Here is a 17818-nt window from a genome sequence, read left to right on the forward strand (position 1 = left end):
AACCTTATGACAACCTATCAACCTCTTATCGAACTCATAAAGGCTCGTATCGAGCAAAAAGACAAGTCACCGCTATATATGAAGATTTCTGAATCAGTAAAAACAGCGACCGAACAGAAAATCTTAAAAGGCGGAGACTTTATCCCTACAGAGCGCGAGTTTAGCGAGCTATTGGGCGTCTCTCGAATTACGGTTCGAAAAGCGTTAGATGTTCTCGATAAGGATGGGGTGATTGTTCGCTCTCGTGGTTTAGGTACCATGATTGCCGATACGGTTGAATACTCGGGTAAAGCCGCGACAGGGTTCTCACAGCAAGTTGTTCTAAAAGGGAAAAAGCCAGATACGCTGTGGATTAAGAAGGACACCATGCCTTGTTCTGCTGAAATCGCAGAAACCCTCAACCTGAAAGAGGGCGAGGAAGTGTTTCTCCTAAAACGTGTTCGTTACATTGATGAACAAGCGGTATCAATTGAGGAATCTTACGTACCCTCTCAATTGATTCACGATCCTGACGAAATCCAATTGTCACTGTATGACTACTTCCACAGTCAAAATATCACCCCTTCAAAAACGCAAAGTCGCGTATCTGCGAAAATGCCAACGGAAGAGTCACTCGAGAAACTGAATATCGACTCAACCACGCCAGTACTTCTTATCGAGCAAACGGCGTTTGATAGTTCAGGCTGTCCGATTGAATACAGTATCAACCACTGTCGTGGTGATCTGTATGTGTTTATAAGTGAGTAACACTCAAAGCTGCGTTTCGATCATTAGTTCGATGCTATTGACTACTGGAAGCTAGATACCGTGAGGTTGCCATCCTTTAGGTAATGTGTGTTGACTAATAAAAACTTGTCCTCAGAACTATCCAAATGCCTTGTTAGCACAAGGCCTCGCTTTTCAGTCTAACGACTTTGCTCGCGGTAGAGTTTAATCGTAACACGTTGATTGGGTTTGCCAGAAACCTTAACCGGGTAGCTGCCCCATTCATGGGTATTGATGTGGCTGATGGTCATATCCGGTTTATCGCAATGTTGGTTGGTAATATTTTTGCCCGTTACATCGGCGTCCTTAATTTCAATGTTGGCTTGTGTGCTATGGAACAGCACCAGCTTTTCGTCCCAGTTTTCTATCGACAAATTCAGGTAGGCATGCCCTTGTTCATTTAGCGTCAGTGATTTTGCAAACGGTTCTGAAACTCGGAGGTTTTGCTGAGCCGCTTCATCGGGGGAATTGGCCGTTTCGAAAGGTTCTGCTGTGGTTTCACATAAGGTGCGATATTCTCGCGCAAAATGTTGGTTTCGAGCAGAATTCATATCCGCATAGGCTTGCGTGCTAGGTAGTATTAGTGCGGCTAACAAGCCGACCTTGGTAAGTTGTGTAACGTTCATTTCGGTTGCTCTGGGGTAGGTTTAGTGAGTGAACAAGTGCTGTCTGGACGCGTGTTGGTTTGCTTATCATTCGAGACGCAAAATGGAGAATTGAATGGGTATCGCGTCCAATCGTCTTCAACGGAAAGTGAATGCAGGAATGCGATGAGCGCTGTCTTCTCGCTACGAGTCAGGCTAAATCCGTTGATTAAGAAGCTTTTGTTAGGGTGGTGGAAGCCGTCTCCCTGATTTGGACCATAGCTTGTTTTTCTGCCGCCTCTTGCATAGTTATCAATCACAGACGTTAAAGATTGCACGCTGCCATCATGCGCCCATGGGCCTGTATTCGCGACATTAATTAACGAGGGAATCCGAAACCTGCCGTCATCTTGATGATGGCTGGTGTGACGGCGCAACCCCGGCTGCGTGGCAGGGTAGTGTGGGGGGGCCCCATGCCGACTGATTCCGTAAAGGCCAGTATTCTGGTATTGGCTTATTGCGGCCTCTGGTTGATTGAGTAAAGACCCGCCATGACAGCGTGAACATTGTAATCGTGAGCTGCTAAACAGTCGAAAGCCTTCCTGTTCCGTGTTCGTCAGAGCCTGCTCGTTTCCGGCAAGATACTGATGAAATCTCGTGTTCCGACTTTTAATCAGTGTGAGGTAATGTTCAAGCGCTTTAACGACGCGCTCCAAGGTGATGTCACGATCCGCATAGGCTTGCTCAAACAATTCAGTGTAGGAAGCGCTTTTCTTTAATCGAGTGAGAAGCAAATCAGGAGTCAGCCCCATTTCCAATGGATCAATTGAAAACATAGGGGTTGTGATGGCCACTTCAATTTCGGTCCGGTTGGGATCGGTTTGCGAAAACGCTTTTTGCTGAGAAATGTTCAACAAAGAGGGCGTGTTTAACGTGTCGGGTTCACCGTTAATGTTTATCGTTTTTGTAAACGTGTTGCTCCAGCCATGGGTTGGGGAATGACAAAGCGCACAACTTCGATTGCCTTTAAGTGATAACTGGGTATCGAAGAACAGGTGACGGCCAAGTTCCTGGATAGCGCTAATGCTCTCCGCAAGGGCTGATGTTGTCGGCAGCCACAGTAATAATGGCAATAGAGCTTTGATAAATAAATTCATGGAAGGGGCTTAGAAGGAGTAAGCCACCTGCAAGCAGGTGGCTTTCATTGCTTAGTCTAATTTTCTCCACTGCTGATCAACCCAGTTAGGGTCAATCGCAACACCCGGTAAGAACTCTTCGTCATTACAGTGTGCTGCCCAGTCTCCGAAACATTCGTAGATGCCTTCTCCATCAAACTTGACGACATCGCCTGCCACATAGCTGCCAAAGCCCTCAGGGTAATGGTAGTCGTATTCGATCTCGCCTTGTTCTTCAACAACAGAGAATTCGTAGGCTGCTTGTTCTGGTGAGCCATCAACTTGGCTGTGAATACGAACGCTGTAATCTCCTAACGTACTGATTTCGAATGAAGCAGGGCTTTCAGTGGTCCCTTCAATCACCTGTTCAGGCTCGGATGCGCCAACGGTTCTCAATATCGCTGTGTAGGTGTACGTGGTCGCTTCGCCATTGATGACCGTGACTTCAACAGGAATAGACAGTGTTTCTCCTGGTGTCAGTTCATATTGATCTTCTTTGTTCGACCATTCGATGGATGTGTCATTGGCATCTTGGTCGACTTTTTCAACCAAGTGCGACCAATTGTCACTGGTGTAGTAGATGTTATTCTCTGACGGATCATCACTAAGAATGATTTCATCATCGTCGTTTAACACACCGACTTGAACGTATTGTGAGATTGTAGCGTTACTGTTGATGGATTCGGCTAAATCAATCTTCCACTGCTCGTTATTTTCGTTCTGCGGAGTGATATCCTGCAAGACTTCAAAGTCCTCGTAGCCCTCATACATCAAGCGAGCTTTGACTTGGTCACCCGAAGAGACTTCAATGGTTTCAGTCGCAAAATCTTCACTTTTCACCCACGGTGATTCATCTGGATCAGGTTCGTGATCACCGACGATAACGTTGGCACAGCTATAAAATGCTTCTGCGCTATCCCAAACACCTTCTGGTGACGGGCCTAATTCATCATGCGGTTTGTGGTTAGGGTCAGGGCGTTGCCAAACTTGGTAGATAATGTGTTTGCCGGATTTGCCTTCTGGCCACTTCACTTTATAAGTGATGTAGTCATCAGGCTCTTTGCCTTGACCATCTACGACCGTTAGGCGTTCTAAATCAGCCCAAGTGAGTTTGTCTGTATCTGGGTCAAATCCATTGCGAGTAACAAACAGATCCCAATACCAGGTTCTGTGCTTTGCCGTGTGCCTATAGGTGACTTCAAATTCGCCGTTAGCGTTTAGCTCAATTTCTGTTGTGTGTCTGTTAGGGCTTGGAATATCAAGCACAGCGTAGTTGCCTTGTTTAGATGCCGAACAGAGTTCTTGGTCTCGGATGACGGCCTGATGGTCGCCTGCGGCGTTACCGTTGTTAATCTCGTTCTTTTGATTTTTGACCGTGTCATTACAAAGCGTCGGGTCAGTCGTCGTTCCTTCAAAACAGCTAAAGGCATAGTCTTGGGGTGAGACCATATATCCGTGTGCCGCAACTGGTGTAACATAAACACTGCTCAGTGCTGCAGTGAGTAGACTCAGCTGCAATACTGCTTTTTTCTTATTAATTTGCATTAGATGCATCCTCATTATTTTAATGACCTAGAACTGAGCTAATAATCTGATTTCTAACTACTTATCTATCTAACCTAAAAAATTTAAATATTTATTTAAAGTAATTAAACATTAGATTGGTTATTAACTTAATAAAATGTACATTCAATTCATTTTATTGTGTCGATAAATTATATCGTTTTGCAATGATTCATGATTTAAATTGGTTCTTTCTTTTCCAAGATATATGATAAATTTATTTATTGTTTTTATCCTATTTTCTATAATGTTAATTATATTAATTTCTCTGGTTTCTAAAGCAGTTTAAGAGTGTTAGTGCTTAATTAAGGGAGGGAGCCCGTCATCATTGCCTTATGACCTATGATTCCTTATTTTATGGGCTTTCGCTTGTCTACAATGAGGCGCGTGTTTCTACGTTATGGAACGTTATTTTTAAATTTAACGTTATTGACGTTATTATTTTCCGAATTGCAATAGAAAAAATTTTATTTTATAAATTACAAATGGTTGATATTGTGGGTGGAGAATTTGTTATTGTTACAATATGGTTACTTATCTGATGAAAGTGGCAGCTACTATCTTTTAAAAAAAGATATATTCGGTGAAGGGTTTTTAATTAAAATTTAGATATTTTGATTGGAATATCTAAATGGAAGAGCGATTCAACCTGAGTGCTTATATTTTCGTCTAATGTTGAAGTGATGCATCAAGCATTAAATTTTGAATCAAGATCTAATTAACTTGATACTGTTACTGAATGTAGAATGACGTCATCTTGATTTAGAATCTGTATTTGATTGCTGTTCTGAACACTATGGGTAGGTTAGGTACCTGAACAACGGTTGATATTCCCACCTTGTTATATTATAACAATGACGAACTCTCGAATTTCTCGATTTAAACTTTTACTAAGCGTATCCATACTGTAGCGACGATCTATGCACTCAAAAGCGTTAACACAAATTATTAGCCTGCTAATGCTACTCGTTGTTGCTATGGGTATGACGGCCTCTACGATTGGTGAGTTTCGCTCTCACGGGCTTACTTCTGTCGTTGTAACGAAACATCATCACACGCACTCTGCCCATCACCCTGTAAGTGCTATAGAAACCGACCTTACATCCCAGCACGATGCAAGCAGCCATTCCCATGATAAAGCGGACATCAAAGATGCAAGTCTGATTGTTTTTTCGCATCTGAGAGAAGCCGATATTAATAGGCAAGCTCATGGTTTACCTATCCGAAGCCCTTTTAAGATAGAACGCCCCCCAAGAACTCAATTGTTTGTTTGATAGGAGCCGCAGTGTTCGCGGCTTATTACAGATTTAAACAATGGAGTTATTTATGAACTTACTTTCTTCACGCGAAGAAAGTGTTTTCCTTGCACCATCAGGAAAACACCTTCGTCGTGGAATTGCCGTTGTCATCCTTGCTTTCTTGATGCTTATGAGCAGCGAAGCGTTGGCTCATGCCGTAGCGCAAGGAGACAAAGGCTACATTCAGGAAATTACAGGCACTAATATTATTGCCTTCATCTACCTAGGAGCAAAACACATGGTGACAGGCTACGACCATGTTTTGTTTCTATTTGGTGTGATTTTCTTTCTATACAAAATGAAAGATATCGCCCTTTACGTCAGTTTGTTTGCCTTAGGGCATTCGTCAACCATGCTACTTGGGGTGTACTTCAATATCGGTATCAATAGCTACATCATTGATGCCATCATCGGACTGTCTGTTGTTTATAAAGCGATGGATAATCTAGGGGCTTTCCAGCGCTGGTTTGGCGTTCAGCCAAACACAAAACTCGCGACACTATTGTTTGGCTTTTGCCACGGTTTTGGGTTGTCTTCAAAAATTATCGACTATGACATCTCACCAGATGGGCTGTTGCCTAACCTTTTGGCTTTCAATATTGGTGTTGAAATCGGGCAACTTATCGCGCTTGGCATCATTTTAATTGTTATGGGCTTTTGGCGTCGACAATCGTTCTTTTATCGTCAGGCTTATTCAGCCAACGTCATTATGATGAGCTTAGGTTTTATGCTCATTGGCTATCAGCTCACGGGCTATGTTGTCGCTCAGTAACAAGAAAAGGAAAGATTCATGTATAACTCAGAAATACCATCGCGCGCTGATTTGCCATCGAATAAACAGCTCGTTTGCTCCACACTTATCGCCCTTGTGGCTGCTGTTGCCGTACTCATTACAGTGGTGCTGCCAGCAGAGTACGCCATCGACCCAACAGGTGCGGGCCGTTTACTTGGGTTAACGGAAATGGGAGAGATCAAAGAGCAGCTTGCTCAGGAGGCCGCTGAAGATCAAGCCAGAAGTGAAGTCGCCTCAACACTCGCAGCGGCCAAGCCTGTTGCTCAACCACAACCAGAAACCGTGGAAGAGGCCCCTTCAGCACCAGAATGGAAAGACAAAATCATGATCTCATTAAAACCAGGTCAAGGAGCCGAAGTAAAACTCACCATGGAAGAAGGGAAAACTGCGACGTTCGCCTGGACGTCGAAGGGTGGGCCGGTCAATTTTGATACTCATGGAGATGGGAACGGAAACTCAATCAGCTATGAGAAAGGTCGAGGCGTTCCTGAAGATGAAGGGGAGCTGGTGGCTGCTTTTACCGGTAATCACGGCTGGTTTTTCCGTAATCGTAATGACAGCACCGTAATGGTGATTTTACGAACGAGTGGTGAATACGGGCAGATGAAACGTGTACTTTAATTAAGTGACAGCCTCTGTGGTGGAATATGCCATGGAGGCTGTATCATCCTGTCTATTAATTCGCATAAAGAAACTAACATGAACGCTAAAATTATCTACCTTGTTTTCGCATTGCTACTTGGTTCTGTTTCGATACCAGTTGGAGCCAGCGACGATGGTAACACCGAGCAGGAGCAGGTCACTCGTGAGCTGAAAGCAATGCTCAACGCTGCCAAACAGTATCAGTTAGATACCGGGAGAGCGCTTGAAATTACGTCAGATACGAATGTCGAATACGGTTATTTGGCGATTGACGATTTAATCGAAGATCCCGGTATAGAAGGCTGGAATGGGCCGTACTTACCATACAGCAATGATTGGTTTGGGTTTGAGCAGTACGTCAGCCATCCAGAATACATAGCTGCTCAATTACTGGTGAAAGAAGATACAGAATGGAATAAAGGGAGTACGCCCGAAGGCTGCAACGAAAACTCGACATCATGCAAAATAGCCGCGTGCATCTGGAGTGTGCCAGAGGAAGTCGCGAAAGGTATTAACGAAGAAATCGACGGTGTTCCAAGCGTAAAAGACATCGACTCGACGGGAATTATCAGATACAACGGTGGAAGTCTGGTTTGGATTGTATGCATGACAGGTGAAGAATATAAGCTGCCATAACCTTCTAATTGAAGATGTCATCTGTCTGTTCGAACCTGATATTGGTGTTGAAGCACAAGCTTCAGTTTGAGCTTCATCACTGTATAACCTATCGAAACAACGTAAAGAGATTCTCTACCTATACTTAGATAAAACTATCAAGAGACGCTCAAGCCCAATGATGATAAAGCCGTTACTTATCTCCGTTTTGGTTTTCATTTGTGCAAATGCCAAGGTCTACGCTGCATACAATATGCATTTCTTCCTCCCTGATTTCCCACCTTATACGACCACAGATGAACAGGGTAAACCGACGGGTATTGGCATTGATAAGGTCCTACCGATTTTGTCGTCGATAGGCGTGGAATACACGGTGACCGTTTCATCAAACCACGGTAGAGCTTTGTCTGAGTTGAGAAAACAGCGTTCAGATGGCTTCTTTATGGCGTCACAGAATGAAGAGCGTGACAAGTACGCGGTATTTTCAGAGCCAGTAATGAGCAATCGTTGGGTTTGGATAGTTCGTAGTGAAGATATCGAAAGGTTTGCCCCTCATGATTCAGCTTTTAGGAGCCAAGCGAAAGTCACCAGTTTACTCAATACCAACACTGCTTATTGGTTAGAAAATCAAGGTTATCAAATGGTCCCCCCAGCGACCCATATCTACGGTCTAATCGAAAAGCTAGACATTAAAGTAGTCGATGCCATCTTAGTGGCTGAGGTCGTTTTCCTTCATAACTTCAGTAACTTGAGCGGTTATGGAATTATCCTTGAAGAAGAAAAAGAGTTTGGTCTGTATATCTCGAAACGCTTCCTCGAAGATCATCCTGAATTTATGCAACGCCTAAATCAAGCGATTAGACGATTACGCTGATCTCTTAATGAGTAACTACAATCTTCGCCCCAACGAGTCACATACACTGTTTAAACAAAGATCGGGTTCACACCAGCAACGTGAACCGAACGATCTTTACGGCTTTCAAATGGAGCGGAGTCTCAATTTATAATGAGACTACTATCACGTAACCAAGATGTCAGGGTGTCTGGACGTCTTACTTTTGTTACATTTCGAAATTATTCTTAATATTAATTAGTAACAAAAACAAATAGCTATATTGAATGCTTTCATGTGGCGTTGAATTACAGCGCTTCGAAGAATGATTTTAATAAAGATATCAATATGAACTGGAGCAATAAAGGGTGTTTGAAAAATGAGTGCGATGGCATGGCTGAACAGTATTAATGTACCTCGTAAGCGCTTGTTTTCAATATTATTACTCTGTCTATTTAATGTAGTATTGGCTGTGGTTCTCATCGTTTGTGCCAATCTTCACTTAGATTCTTCCACCAAGCAAGCAGCCAGAGAAATTGAAACACACTTCGATCGAATTAGAGGTGACTTTAATTATTTAGCGAAAGACAACAAGCTGGCTGAAAGCTGTGACGTGCTGTTAGTTGATATGCGACAGTCTGTGTTTGAAACGCATATGGCGAAGGAGGTCGCGGTCTTTAGGGAGGGTGGGCAGTTCTTCTGTGCGACCAACAAAGGTAAGGTATCGTTTAATCTCTATCCGCATATCTATCAAGAGCTTCAATCTTTACCGCTTCATCAAACAGTGGCCTATTTTAAAGCAGCGATAAACCGTCTTAACTCCATCGGTTTATTGTTCTTGGACGATCAACAGCGTGGCGTCAGTATTTTGATTCCGCCTAGCTATCTTTTCGAGTTAATTGAACAGAATTTTGCTCCTCAAGGAATTGGTTTTGATCTTTGGGTAAGCGGGCAACTGGTAAACAACAAATCTCCAATGACTTCATTAGATTCAGAGGTTTTTGGCCTGAGCGAGTACAAGGGGGAACGTTTTCCGTTTGCGTTAAAATCCCAAGTTGGTCATGCGTATTATCTATCTTACATTTTCGATAAATATTGGGTGTTTCTGTTAGTTTCTAGTGTCGTTATCGTTTCTTATTCTTTTTCTAGCAAACGACGTATCGCCAAAAATAGCTTGGAGTTTTCCCTTGTAGATGCACTGAATCGAGGGTATTTCGAATGTTATTATCAACCCATAATTGATGCGGACAGTCACAAGGCAATAGGGTGTGAAGCGTTACTACGTTGGAATGATCCTAAGCGAGGCTTCGTGTCGCCCGGCATATTCATCCCCTTAGCTGAAAAGCTCAATTTGATCAATCGCTTGACCTATTACGTGTTTAATCAGGTTGTTGATTTTATTGCTAAAAATGAAAATGTTTTAATCGGCAAATACGTTAGCATTAACATAAGCCGTAAAACATTAATTGCGCCGAGACTGATTCGTATCGTTAAGCAGTTCCAGAAAGCCCATCCGCATGTACTAAAGAAACTGGTGTTTGAAATTACTGAGAATGGTGAATATACCGATGAGGAATTAGAACTCGCCAAGAACCATATTCAGGAGCTCTGTCGTGCTGGTATCCGGATTGCTGTTGATGATTTCGGAACGGGTTACTCTGGTTTGAATTTTGTCAGTCAACTGCCGTTTGAAATCATGAAGATTGATCGCGTGTTTGTGAAGAATCTTGATAAGCAACAGACGACGAAGCCTGTCCTTGAATCGATGCTCAACCTTGCAAGAAGCCGCAACATGACCGTGATAGTTGAAGGTGTAGAAACGGACATTCAATTGCAGATTCTATTAGATATGGGCTTTCTCTACATTCAAGGCTTCTTGTTTTCTCGCCCGCTTCCAGAAGATGAAGTTGTTGAGTATCTCAAATACATCAGCAACATTAAGATGAGCGGGCTGGAGTTTGCTTCCAACGCTGTATTGGAAAATTGAGGGTGACTATTCTTTGTTGTTTTAAGATTGAATGGTATTGAATCCCCATTTATGAGCCAAGCAAAAGAGAGACTTCGAGTAAATGCGTTGATTTATCGGAAAATTGGGTGAAATCCTTATCAATGCGCAGATATTTCTCATCGAGTGAAGAAAAGGTTGTAATCGTTTTTAATGAGTCGATAACTTCTGAGCTGTGGTTGTGAAGATATTGCTTAAAGCTGTCCAGTCGTACTTTATGGATGTTCTCGACTTTAGTGACTGCTTTTAGGATCGATTCTTCTGTTATATTTGTTGTTTCTATGTGGTTCATAGATTTGTTGCTTCCGTAGTGTGATCGCAGAAAGCTAACATCTTCATTATTCTGGATATATGACCTAGATCAGTAGATAGTCGATTAATGTTTAGAAATCAGAAAGGAGCCATTTAGGCTCCTTTTTACTTAGTACGCGACACCAATACGCTGGTTGGCGTGCTTGCCTGACTCAAGTTCATCTATCATAGCAACGGCGTAGTCAGCGACAGAGATACGGCTGTTGCCGTCGCTATCGGTTAACAACATGTCACCGCCTATGCGGTAAGGTGCTTGTTTCTCGCCGGGGAAAATATCCGCTGCAGGGCTAACGAAGGTCCAATTGATGGTACTTTCTAGAGAGCGAAATACTTCTAATGCTTCACCCATAGCGACCGCTTCAGGCTTATACTCGTCAGGAAATTCTGGAATTGTCACAAGCTTAACTCCTGGTGCAACTTCCAGAGAACCTGCGCCACCGACCCAAAGTAGTCGAGAAGCAGTAGATTGAGGCAATTGCGTCAACAGAGTTTCTGCGGTTTTCGCTACGATGTCGTGATTGCCCGCCGCTCGTCCGCCAATGGAAGAGATCACCACTTCGGCACCATCAACTGCGGCAGTGATATCAGAATTTTGGTCCAGTAAATCAAACTGTCGTGCTTCAACATTCTCTATTTCGAAGCCAGCTGGGTTTCTTACTAAAGCGATAACCTCATGTCCACGTGCTTTTGCTTCATTCACGATGTGGCTACCGATCCAACCTGATGCACCTAAAACTGCAATTTTCATCTTCATATCTCCTGTCAGTAATTCAGTATTTCGTAACAACAAATGCAGTCTAATAGATACATATCTAGCGATAAATGAGCGTATGTGATACACATTGTATCAATAAAAGTTACTAATGGTGGCGTATGGATCGCTTAGTCGCAATAAGAAGTTTTGTTGAAGTCGCGAATGCTAAGAGCTTTACCAAGGCAGCGGAATCACTAGATATCAGCCGGTTGCAGGTGTCTCGACATGTACAGGAGATCGAGAACTGGCTTCAACAGCGTTTGCTTCATCGCACGACGAGAAAGGTCAGTTTAACTCACGCTGGTGAGCAGGCGTTTGTTCGGTGCCAGCGCATTTTAGATGAAGCTGCGGCACTAGAATTAGACTCAATGAATGGTAAAGAGGCTTTAGCGGGAACCATTAGGGTGGCTTCACCGATTGGGTTTGCACAGAATCTGCTAATCGATAGAGTCCAAAATTTTGTGTCACGCCATCCACAAGTTGTAATCGATATATTGGCTTCCGATCAAAACTCAGAGCTGGTGGATGAGAGAGTGGATGTTGCATTGCGCTTCACTGATAAACCAGCGGACAACCTAATTGCTCGAAGGTTAATGGCAATTGATACGGCCATATGCGCATCGCGGGAGTATCTAACCGAATTTGGAGAACCTAAACACGCCGAAGAGTTAGCAGGCCACAACTGTTTAACACATTTAAATGCCAAAAACTGGTTGTTCGTTAAAGACAATAAAACGGTGGATGTTGCAGTATCGGGCAATGTTAGAGCGAACGATCTGAGTACTTTAGTGAGGGTCGCGGTTAATGGAAAGGGAGTGATTCGGTTACCGTGCGACTTAGCCAACCCATTAATAGAGAAAGGGGAGTTGATCTCCATTCTAAATGACTATCACTATCCAAGTTATGCGCTATGGGCAGTGTATTTGTCGCGAAGCTATCAGCAGCCCCTTGTACGACAGTTTATCGACTATCTGGTTGAATGTTGGCAAGAGGACATAAAACGAAAATAAAAAGCCCGGCGAAAGTGCCGGGCTTGAATTTCTTAGAGGCTGAGATTACTTACTGCTCAACCGCTTCAGTCTGAGATTGCTTCTGCTGAACTTTGTACACTTTACCCGCATTGAATCGTTCTAGGTAATCAGCTAGATCGCGTTTCACTTCTGGAACCAGAATGTACAGACCAATAATGTTCACTAGTGCCATCGCGAAGATCATCGCATCAGAGAAGTCGATAACAGGACCTAGGTTCATTGCTGCACCAATCACAACGAAGATACAGAATTTAACCTTGAAGATAAGCTCCGCTGTTTTGCTCTCACCAAACAGGTAAGTCCAAGCTTTAAGACCGTAGTAAGACCAAGAGATCATTGTAGAGAAAGCAAATAGAACAACGGCAATAGCAAGAATGTAAGGGAACCAGCCGATTGCGCTACCAAATGCTGCTGAAGTCAGTTCAACACCCGCTAGGCCTGTGTCTGTATCTAGGTGACCTGTGATGATGATAACTAGGGCTGTCATAGTACAAATTACAACGGTATCGATGAACGGTTCTAGTAGAGAAACGAAACCTTCAGACATTGGTTCTTTCGTTTTCACCGCAGCGTGAGCGATGGCTGCAGAACCGACACCTGCTTCGTTCGAGAATGCTGCACGTTTGAAGCCTTGGATAAGTACGCCAATTACACCACCAGCGATACCTTCACCCGTGAATGCACCGTTAAAGATAGCGCCAAAAGCGTCATCAATGCGATCAAAGTTCATCAAGATGATAATAAGAGCAGCACCGACGTAAATAGACGCCATGAAAGGTACGACTTTCTCAGTAACTTTAGCGATAGACTTGATACCACCGATGATAACAATACCAACAATGACGGCCAGGATAAGACCAAACAACCAGCCTTTATCAGCGAAGAATGAAGCGTCGCCACCTGTTACACCGACTACCTGCTTGAACGCTTGGTTAGCTTGGAACATGTTACCGCCACCAAGAGAACCACCGATCGCAAACACAGAGAACAGAACAGCGAGAGTACGGCCAAATGCAGCGTTACCGCGTTTAGCTAGACCTTTGCTTAGGTAGTACATAGGACCACCTGAAACAGAGCCGTCTGGGTTGGTGTTACGATATTTCACACCGAGAGCACACTCTACGAACTTACTCGACATACCCAGAAGACCAGCAAGGATCATCCAGAATGTTGCACCTGCGCCACCAATAGAAACAGCGACCGCAACACCAGCGATGTTACCAAGACCAACCGTACCAGACAGAGCCGTAGTCAGTGCTTGAAAGTGAGATACCTCGCCATCTTCTTTGGCTTTTGGATCTGAGAATTTACCGGAGACTAATTGAACTGCGTGTTTGAACCCACGGAAGTTGATGAAGCCAAGGTAAAAGGTAAAGAAGCTTGCTGCAATAACCAACCAAAGAACGATCCAAGGCACCTGTACGTCTGTAAAAGGGAAAGGAATGGTCGAGAAGATCATGCCTACAAATGGGTTGACGATAGGTGCAACGACTTCGTTGATTTTGTCATCCAAGTTGGATGCCGCAGCGCTACCCGCAAAAAGACTTGCCAAAACGGCAAGCGATATACGCTTTGTCATGCTTTTCCTGCCTATGCATTATGGTTTATATGAATATTATTTATATAGATGCTGTGTTTGTTACATGTGTGTAACAATTTGGTATTATTCATTTTATAAATAGGTCCGCAACATCTTTGACGGAAAACTTGATCCAGCAAACAATTCTGATATTCGCTAACTCCAGAAGGGTAAATTGAACTTCTCAACTGCTTTTTTGATAAAAGGTGGAACTATTGACGATATTTTAGTTTTCCATGTGGTCGTTCATACTGTATTGAAGGCCAAAATATAAAACTGTGTGATTAAAGTTTGAACAGCAGACAAATTTGCGTTAAGGCCCATTGGAAGTGATTTGTGATGATTTATACTCTTATGGTGAATATTGATTCATCGCGTTTATACGATAATCTTACTACTCCACATAGTTCACGTATCTAACTCACTATTTGGTCATCAAAATTCTCTCTCGTTAACGTAACAAGAGGGCATGATATGGCATTTCAAATTGTTCTTGTTGGGGCTCTAATAAGGCTGTCTGCACAAAACTACATCAAAATATGAAGTGATTTGCTTTAGAGTCTCGCACTGTCACCTTTTTGTCATAGTCTCTCGGTACTTTTCAGTCCGGATGTCATTTCGAGCTTTGTTTTTGGAATGATGTACGTAGTTTGTAACTAAAAGCAGAAGAAAATGACAAGAAAGTTGAGTGAGCTAGATGATGTAATCATCAAGAACCTGCAAGATAACGGATTGATCAAAAGCGAAGCTGAAGCGTATTTAAAGCGTAATGTGTATAAGCTGGAAAAGCATGAAGTGGATACGATTAAGAATTACGCCGAACACTTTGGTCTCAATGCAAAAGAGCGAATCATTGAAGATATCCTTGAGCTTCGAAGAGAGGCGCTTATGTTGAAGCTTATCTCCCAATCTGCCGTTGTATAAGCTGAGGGTAGAGAATTTTTAAGCCTCAGAGAAGGTTAGCTCGCTCTGAGGCTCGATCAAATTGTTAAGGTAAGTCAAATATTAGAGCAGTAACTGGTGCATCTCCCGAGTTTTTGAAAGAAACCGATGTGGTCGCCTCAACTTTTGCTCCGTCACCTGAGTGCAGTACGGTACTGTCGACGGTCAATTGTCCTTCTACTTGATGGATGTAGACATTTCTGCCTTGTGTAATCTCATAGTCAATGTGTTGACCAGCAGTCAAAATCAACTGTTGAAGAGAGGCATCCTGCTTTATATGCAGGGTGCCATTTCGACCATCGGGTGTTGCGATAGGCGTTAACCCCTCGGCTTTACCAAAGTCTTTCTGCTGATAGCCAGGTTGATTACCGAACGTATTTGGTTGAATCCAAATCTGTAGAAATCGTAGAGTTTCGGAGTCAGACGCGTTGTACTCGCTATGATAAATTCCACGGCCAGCGGACATTAGCTGGAATTCTCCAGCAGGCAAGGTTTGAATATTGCCTTCGCTGTCTTTGTGCTCGATGGCGCCTTCCAACACATAGCTGATGATTTCCATATCTCTGTGACCGTGTGTGGTAAACCCAGCACTTGGCTGAACGATATCGTCATTAATCACTCGTAAAGCAGAAAATCCCATGTGTTTTGGATCATAGTAATCACCAAAGGAAAACGTATGTTTACTATCCAGCCAGCCAAAACTTGCGCCGCCACGATCATCTGAGTGTCTAACTGTAATCATAAGATTGCCCTCCAATGTTCGTTGTTAAGCGAATTTCTTTGCGATGAATTGGTCAACAGCTGCTTTGCCCGAACCTGATAATGCTAGTGAAACACTCGCTGCCATAAGTGCTAGGCCAAACTCATAGCCGTTGTTTGACATGAAAAGTCCATTCTCAAAGTGAACTGAGAAAATGGCAACGAGCATAGTAAATGCAAGAGCAATGGAAGCCGGACGTGTAAGAAGGCCAAGCAAAATGAAAAGACCACCAAAGAACTCAGCACTGCCCGCTAACAATGCCATTAGAACACCAGGCCCTAGACCTATAGATGCCATCCACTGACCAGTCCCTTCCAGCCCATAACCACCAAACCAGCCAAATAGTTTTTGTGCGCCATGCACCATAAAAATAATCCCAACGGGAATACGTAGTGCCAGCGCGCTGTAACCTGCTTTTGATTCTGTCAGTGTTTTCAGTAGAGCTTTCATCGTGTCATCCTCAAATTTTCCAAATTCAGCAATAGGGGGCTTATGCCTCTCCCTCAATGATTGAAACTAAGTTTAGGTGCTGATGAGGTGAGAAAAAATCGGAGAAAACTAACATACTCGTTCGAAATATTTGAATGAGTGTGTTGTGAGAGAGGGGAGATTCAAAATCTAGGGGATTTTGACAAGATTGGATTGGTTACCGCAATGCTAACGGTATTCGATGTTCTGCAATATCGTTCAATACTGTTTTTCTCCTAGTCGTTATCTTGGTGAAAAAGAGGAGATACGAGATGGAAAATTTGATATTGGCGATGGTGGTGTTTGCATTCGTTGGAGCCGTGACACCTGGCCCAGTGAATTTATTGGCGACAACCACTGCGGTAAATGACGGATTAAGGGCAGCGTCAAAGCACGTTCTGGGCGCATCGATAGCGTATGCTGCTGTCGTGTTTGGTACTGGGCAGATGATGCAAACGCTGGCTTCAACGTTACCCAAGCTTGAGTTTTGGATGCAGTTAATCGGCAGTAGCTTCTTGTTTTACCTTGCTTACCAAATCTTTGTAGCGCCGGTACAAGGTGTCGCTGTCCAGCAAGGGCAAAGTTCAGGCTGGGTGACTGGATGTTTGACTCAAATACTCAACCCCAAGGCATGGTTGGTCGCGATGTCCGGCGTAAGTCTTTACGTAATAGGGCAGGAAAATGAACAATATTCCTTATGGCTATTTACTCTGGTTTCATTATTAGTCTGTGTGATCGGTGTTGGTATATGGGCGATGATTGGCCGTGTTTTAGCGAATCGACTTGCAAATCCACGAGCTCATCGCCAATTTAATAGATTCATGGCAATGATGCTATGCGTGTCTGTCGTGATGATTTGGCTCTGAATACGATGGTGAGAGAATGAAGAAAGATAAAAGTGCGAGCTTCAAGCAGAGTACGGTTCTTCCATGGATCGAGTTGCGTGTCGCCAATCAGTCGACGGCATGTTATGACGCGCACTCCCATGATGAATTTTCATTTGGCATTATCAATCAGGGCCGTGCAGATTACCGAAATCGGCGCAATACACATCAGATTGGTCAGGGGGATATCGTTACTATTAACCCTGCAGATATTCACTCGTGTAATCCACACCAAGGTACTTGGTCCTATAGTATGTTGTTTGTTGATGCGTTGGAGATGGGAGAAATTCAGCGAGAAATGAGTTCGAATCAACAATATGACTACTTAGCTTTTGAGAAGGATTTAGAGCGTCATCCGGAATTTCAGCAACGGTATTTGGCACTTTTTTCCGCCCTTCAGAGCGAAGAAAATGTGTTGTTAGCTCAATCTTGTTTGTATGATTTTATTGAGCTTAGTTCTCGACAGAGAGTTAAACCGATGGCAAAGACCGGTTTGTCGAGTCTTGTGGTGGTGCGCGAGAAGTTAATGGATGAACTGAGTAACTCTCATTCCTTAGAAGAGCTAGCCGAGGAGGCGGGAATGAGCCGATATCAGCTTTTACGTGCTTTCAAGGACCACTATGGGTTGCCGCCGTACGCTTATCTAATGGATGAGAAAATCAAGCGAGCGAAAGTGATGCTCAAGTCCGGGGAAGGCATCGTTGATGTTGCCAATAACCTGGGTTTCTCAGATCAGGCGCATTTTCAGCGACATTTCAAAAAGAAACTTGCTGTGACACCTAAGTTTTATCAGTCTCACTTTGTGGAGTGAATCCA

The 17818-nt window shown here is 43.5% G+C and carries 19 protein-coding genes; 11 read left to right on the forward strand and 8 right to left on the reverse strand.

Features of this window, described 5'->3' with window-relative positions; genetic code table 11:
- Positions 1 to 6 precede the first annotated feature (6 nt).
- Positions 7 to 747: a GntR family transcriptional regulator gene (locus F0265_RS11920; protein ID WP_171749046.1), complete on the forward strand. Its 741-nt coding sequence runs from the start codon at positions 7 to 9 to the stop codon at positions 745 to 747.
- Between the two features lie 158 nt (positions 748 to 905).
- Here the strand turns inward: F0265_RS11920 and F0265_RS11925 are convergent, their stop codons facing one another.
- Genes F0265_RS11925 through F0265_RS11935 form a run of 3 tightly spaced genes read right to left on the reverse strand, consistent with a single transcriptional unit; the run spans position 906 to position 4069 of the window.
- Positions 906 to 1391 carry a hypothetical protein gene (locus F0265_RS11925; protein ID WP_171749047.1) on the reverse strand — a complete coding sequence of 162 codons (486 nt, stop codon included), beginning with the start codon at positions 1389 to 1391 and terminating at the stop codon, positions 906 to 908.
- Positions 1388 to 2506: a cytochrome c peroxidase gene (locus tag F0265_RS11930; protein WP_171749048.1), complete on the reverse strand. Its 1119-nt coding sequence runs from the start codon at positions 2504 to 2506 to the stop codon at positions 1388 to 1390. The genes F0265_RS11925 and F0265_RS11930 overlap by 4 nt, the downstream gene beginning before the upstream one ends.
- 51 nt (positions 2507 to 2557) lie before the next feature.
- Complete coding sequence (locus tag F0265_RS11935) at positions 2558 to 4069, reverse strand: lytic polysaccharide monooxygenase (protein WP_171749049.1); 1512 nt, start codon at positions 4067 to 4069, stop codon at positions 2558 to 2560.
- Between the two features lie 938 nt (positions 4070 to 5007).
- Between F0265_RS11935 and F0265_RS11940 the strand changes: the two genes are divergently transcribed.
- From F0265_RS11940 to F0265_RS11965, 6 genes are all read left to right on the forward strand, one after another.
- Positions 5008 to 5361 (forward strand): hypothetical protein, encoded by a 354-nt coding sequence (locus F0265_RS11940; protein ID WP_171749050.1) that lies wholly within the window; start codon positions 5008 to 5010, stop codon positions 5359 to 5361.
- A gap of 52 nt (positions 5362 to 5413) precedes the next feature.
- Positions 5414 to 6157, forward strand: a complete 744-nt coding sequence (locus F0265_RS11945) for a HupE/UreJ family protein (RefSeq protein WP_171749051.1) — start codon at positions 5414 to 5416, stop codon at positions 6155 to 6157.
- 18 nt (positions 6158 to 6175) lie between these two features.
- Positions 6176 to 6799 (forward strand): transmembrane anchor protein, encoded by a 624-nt coding sequence (locus tag F0265_RS11950; protein WP_171749052.1) that lies wholly within the window; start codon positions 6176 to 6178, stop codon positions 6797 to 6799.
- Between the two features lie 78 nt (positions 6800 to 6877).
- Positions 6878 to 7456 carry a type II secretion system protein gene (locus F0265_RS11955; RefSeq protein WP_171749053.1) on the forward strand — a complete coding sequence of 193 codons (579 nt, stop codon included), beginning with the start codon at positions 6878 to 6880 and terminating at the stop codon, positions 7454 to 7456.
- Positions 7457 to 7613: 157 nt separating this feature from the next.
- Complete coding sequence (locus F0265_RS11960; RefSeq protein ID WP_171749054.1) at positions 7614 to 8309, forward strand: transporter substrate-binding domain-containing protein; 696 nt, start codon at positions 7614 to 7616, stop codon at positions 8307 to 8309.
- Between the two features lie 337 nt (positions 8310 to 8646).
- Positions 8647 to 10254: an EAL domain-containing protein gene (locus tag F0265_RS11965; RefSeq protein ID WP_171749055.1), complete on the forward strand. Its 1608-nt coding sequence runs from the start codon at positions 8647 to 8649 to the stop codon at positions 10252 to 10254.
- A 49-nt stretch (positions 10255 to 10303) separates the two neighbouring features.
- Here F0265_RS11965 and F0265_RS11970 read toward each other — a convergent pair whose 3' ends face one another.
- Complete coding sequence (locus tag F0265_RS11970; protein ID WP_171749056.1) at positions 10304 to 10564, reverse strand: hypothetical protein; 261 nt, start codon at positions 10562 to 10564, stop codon at positions 10304 to 10306.
- Positions 10565 to 10693: 129 nt separating this feature from the next.
- Positions 10694 to 11332 (reverse strand): NAD(P)-dependent oxidoreductase, encoded by a 639-nt coding sequence (locus F0265_RS11975; RefSeq protein ID WP_171749057.1) that lies wholly within the window; start codon positions 11330 to 11332, stop codon positions 10694 to 10696.
- Between the two features lie 125 nt (positions 11333 to 11457).
- Between F0265_RS11975 and F0265_RS11980 the strand changes: the two genes are divergently transcribed.
- The gene (locus F0265_RS11980; protein WP_171749058.1) at positions 11458 to 12348 is read left to right on the forward strand and encodes a LysR family transcriptional regulator; all 891 of its coding nucleotides are present in this window, start codon (positions 11458 to 11460) and stop codon (positions 12346 to 12348) included.
- Between the two features lie 49 nt (positions 12349 to 12397).
- Here the strand turns inward: F0265_RS11980 and F0265_RS11985 are convergent, their stop codons facing one another.
- Positions 12398 to 13948, reverse strand: a complete 1551-nt coding sequence (locus tag F0265_RS11985; RefSeq protein ID WP_171749059.1) for an alanine/glycine:cation symporter family protein — start codon at positions 13946 to 13948, stop codon at positions 12398 to 12400.
- A 672-nt stretch (positions 13949 to 14620) separates the two neighbouring features.
- Between F0265_RS11985 and F0265_RS11990 the strand changes: the two genes are divergently transcribed.
- Positions 14621 to 14872 (forward strand): hypothetical protein, encoded by a 252-nt coding sequence (locus F0265_RS11990; protein WP_171749060.1) that lies wholly within the window; start codon positions 14621 to 14623, stop codon positions 14870 to 14872.
- A gap of 64 nt (positions 14873 to 14936) precedes the next feature.
- On the opposite strand, the gene F0265_RS11995 is transcribed toward F0265_RS11990, so the two are convergent.
- Together F0265_RS11995 and F0265_RS12000 are read right to left on the reverse strand one after the other, a co-directional pair.
- Positions 14937 to 15632, reverse strand: coding sequence for a pirin family protein (locus F0265_RS11995; RefSeq protein WP_171749061.1), 696 nt, complete (start codon positions 15630 to 15632; stop codon positions 14937 to 14939).
- Positions 15633 to 15656: 24 nt separating this feature from the next.
- The gene (locus tag F0265_RS12000; RefSeq protein WP_171749062.1) at positions 15657 to 16100 is read right to left on the reverse strand and encodes a DoxX family protein; all 444 of its coding nucleotides are present in this window, start codon (positions 16098 to 16100) and stop codon (positions 15657 to 15659) included.
- 290 nt (positions 16101 to 16390) lie between these two features.
- Between F0265_RS12000 and F0265_RS12005 the strand changes: the two genes are divergently transcribed.
- Positions 16391 to 16984, forward strand: a complete 594-nt coding sequence (locus F0265_RS12005; protein ID WP_171749063.1) for a LysE family translocator — start codon at positions 16391 to 16393, stop codon at positions 16982 to 16984.
- Positions 16985 to 17000: 16 nt separating this feature from the next.
- Positions 17001 to 17813, forward strand: a complete 813-nt coding sequence (locus F0265_RS12010; protein ID WP_171749064.1) for an AraC family transcriptional regulator — start codon at positions 17001 to 17003, stop codon at positions 17811 to 17813.
- Positions 17814 to 17818 lie beyond the last annotated feature (5 nt).

Source organism: Vibrio sp. RE88, assembly GCF_013113835.1.
GTDB lineage: Bacteria > Pseudomonadota > Gammaproteobacteria > Enterobacterales > Vibrionaceae > Vibrio.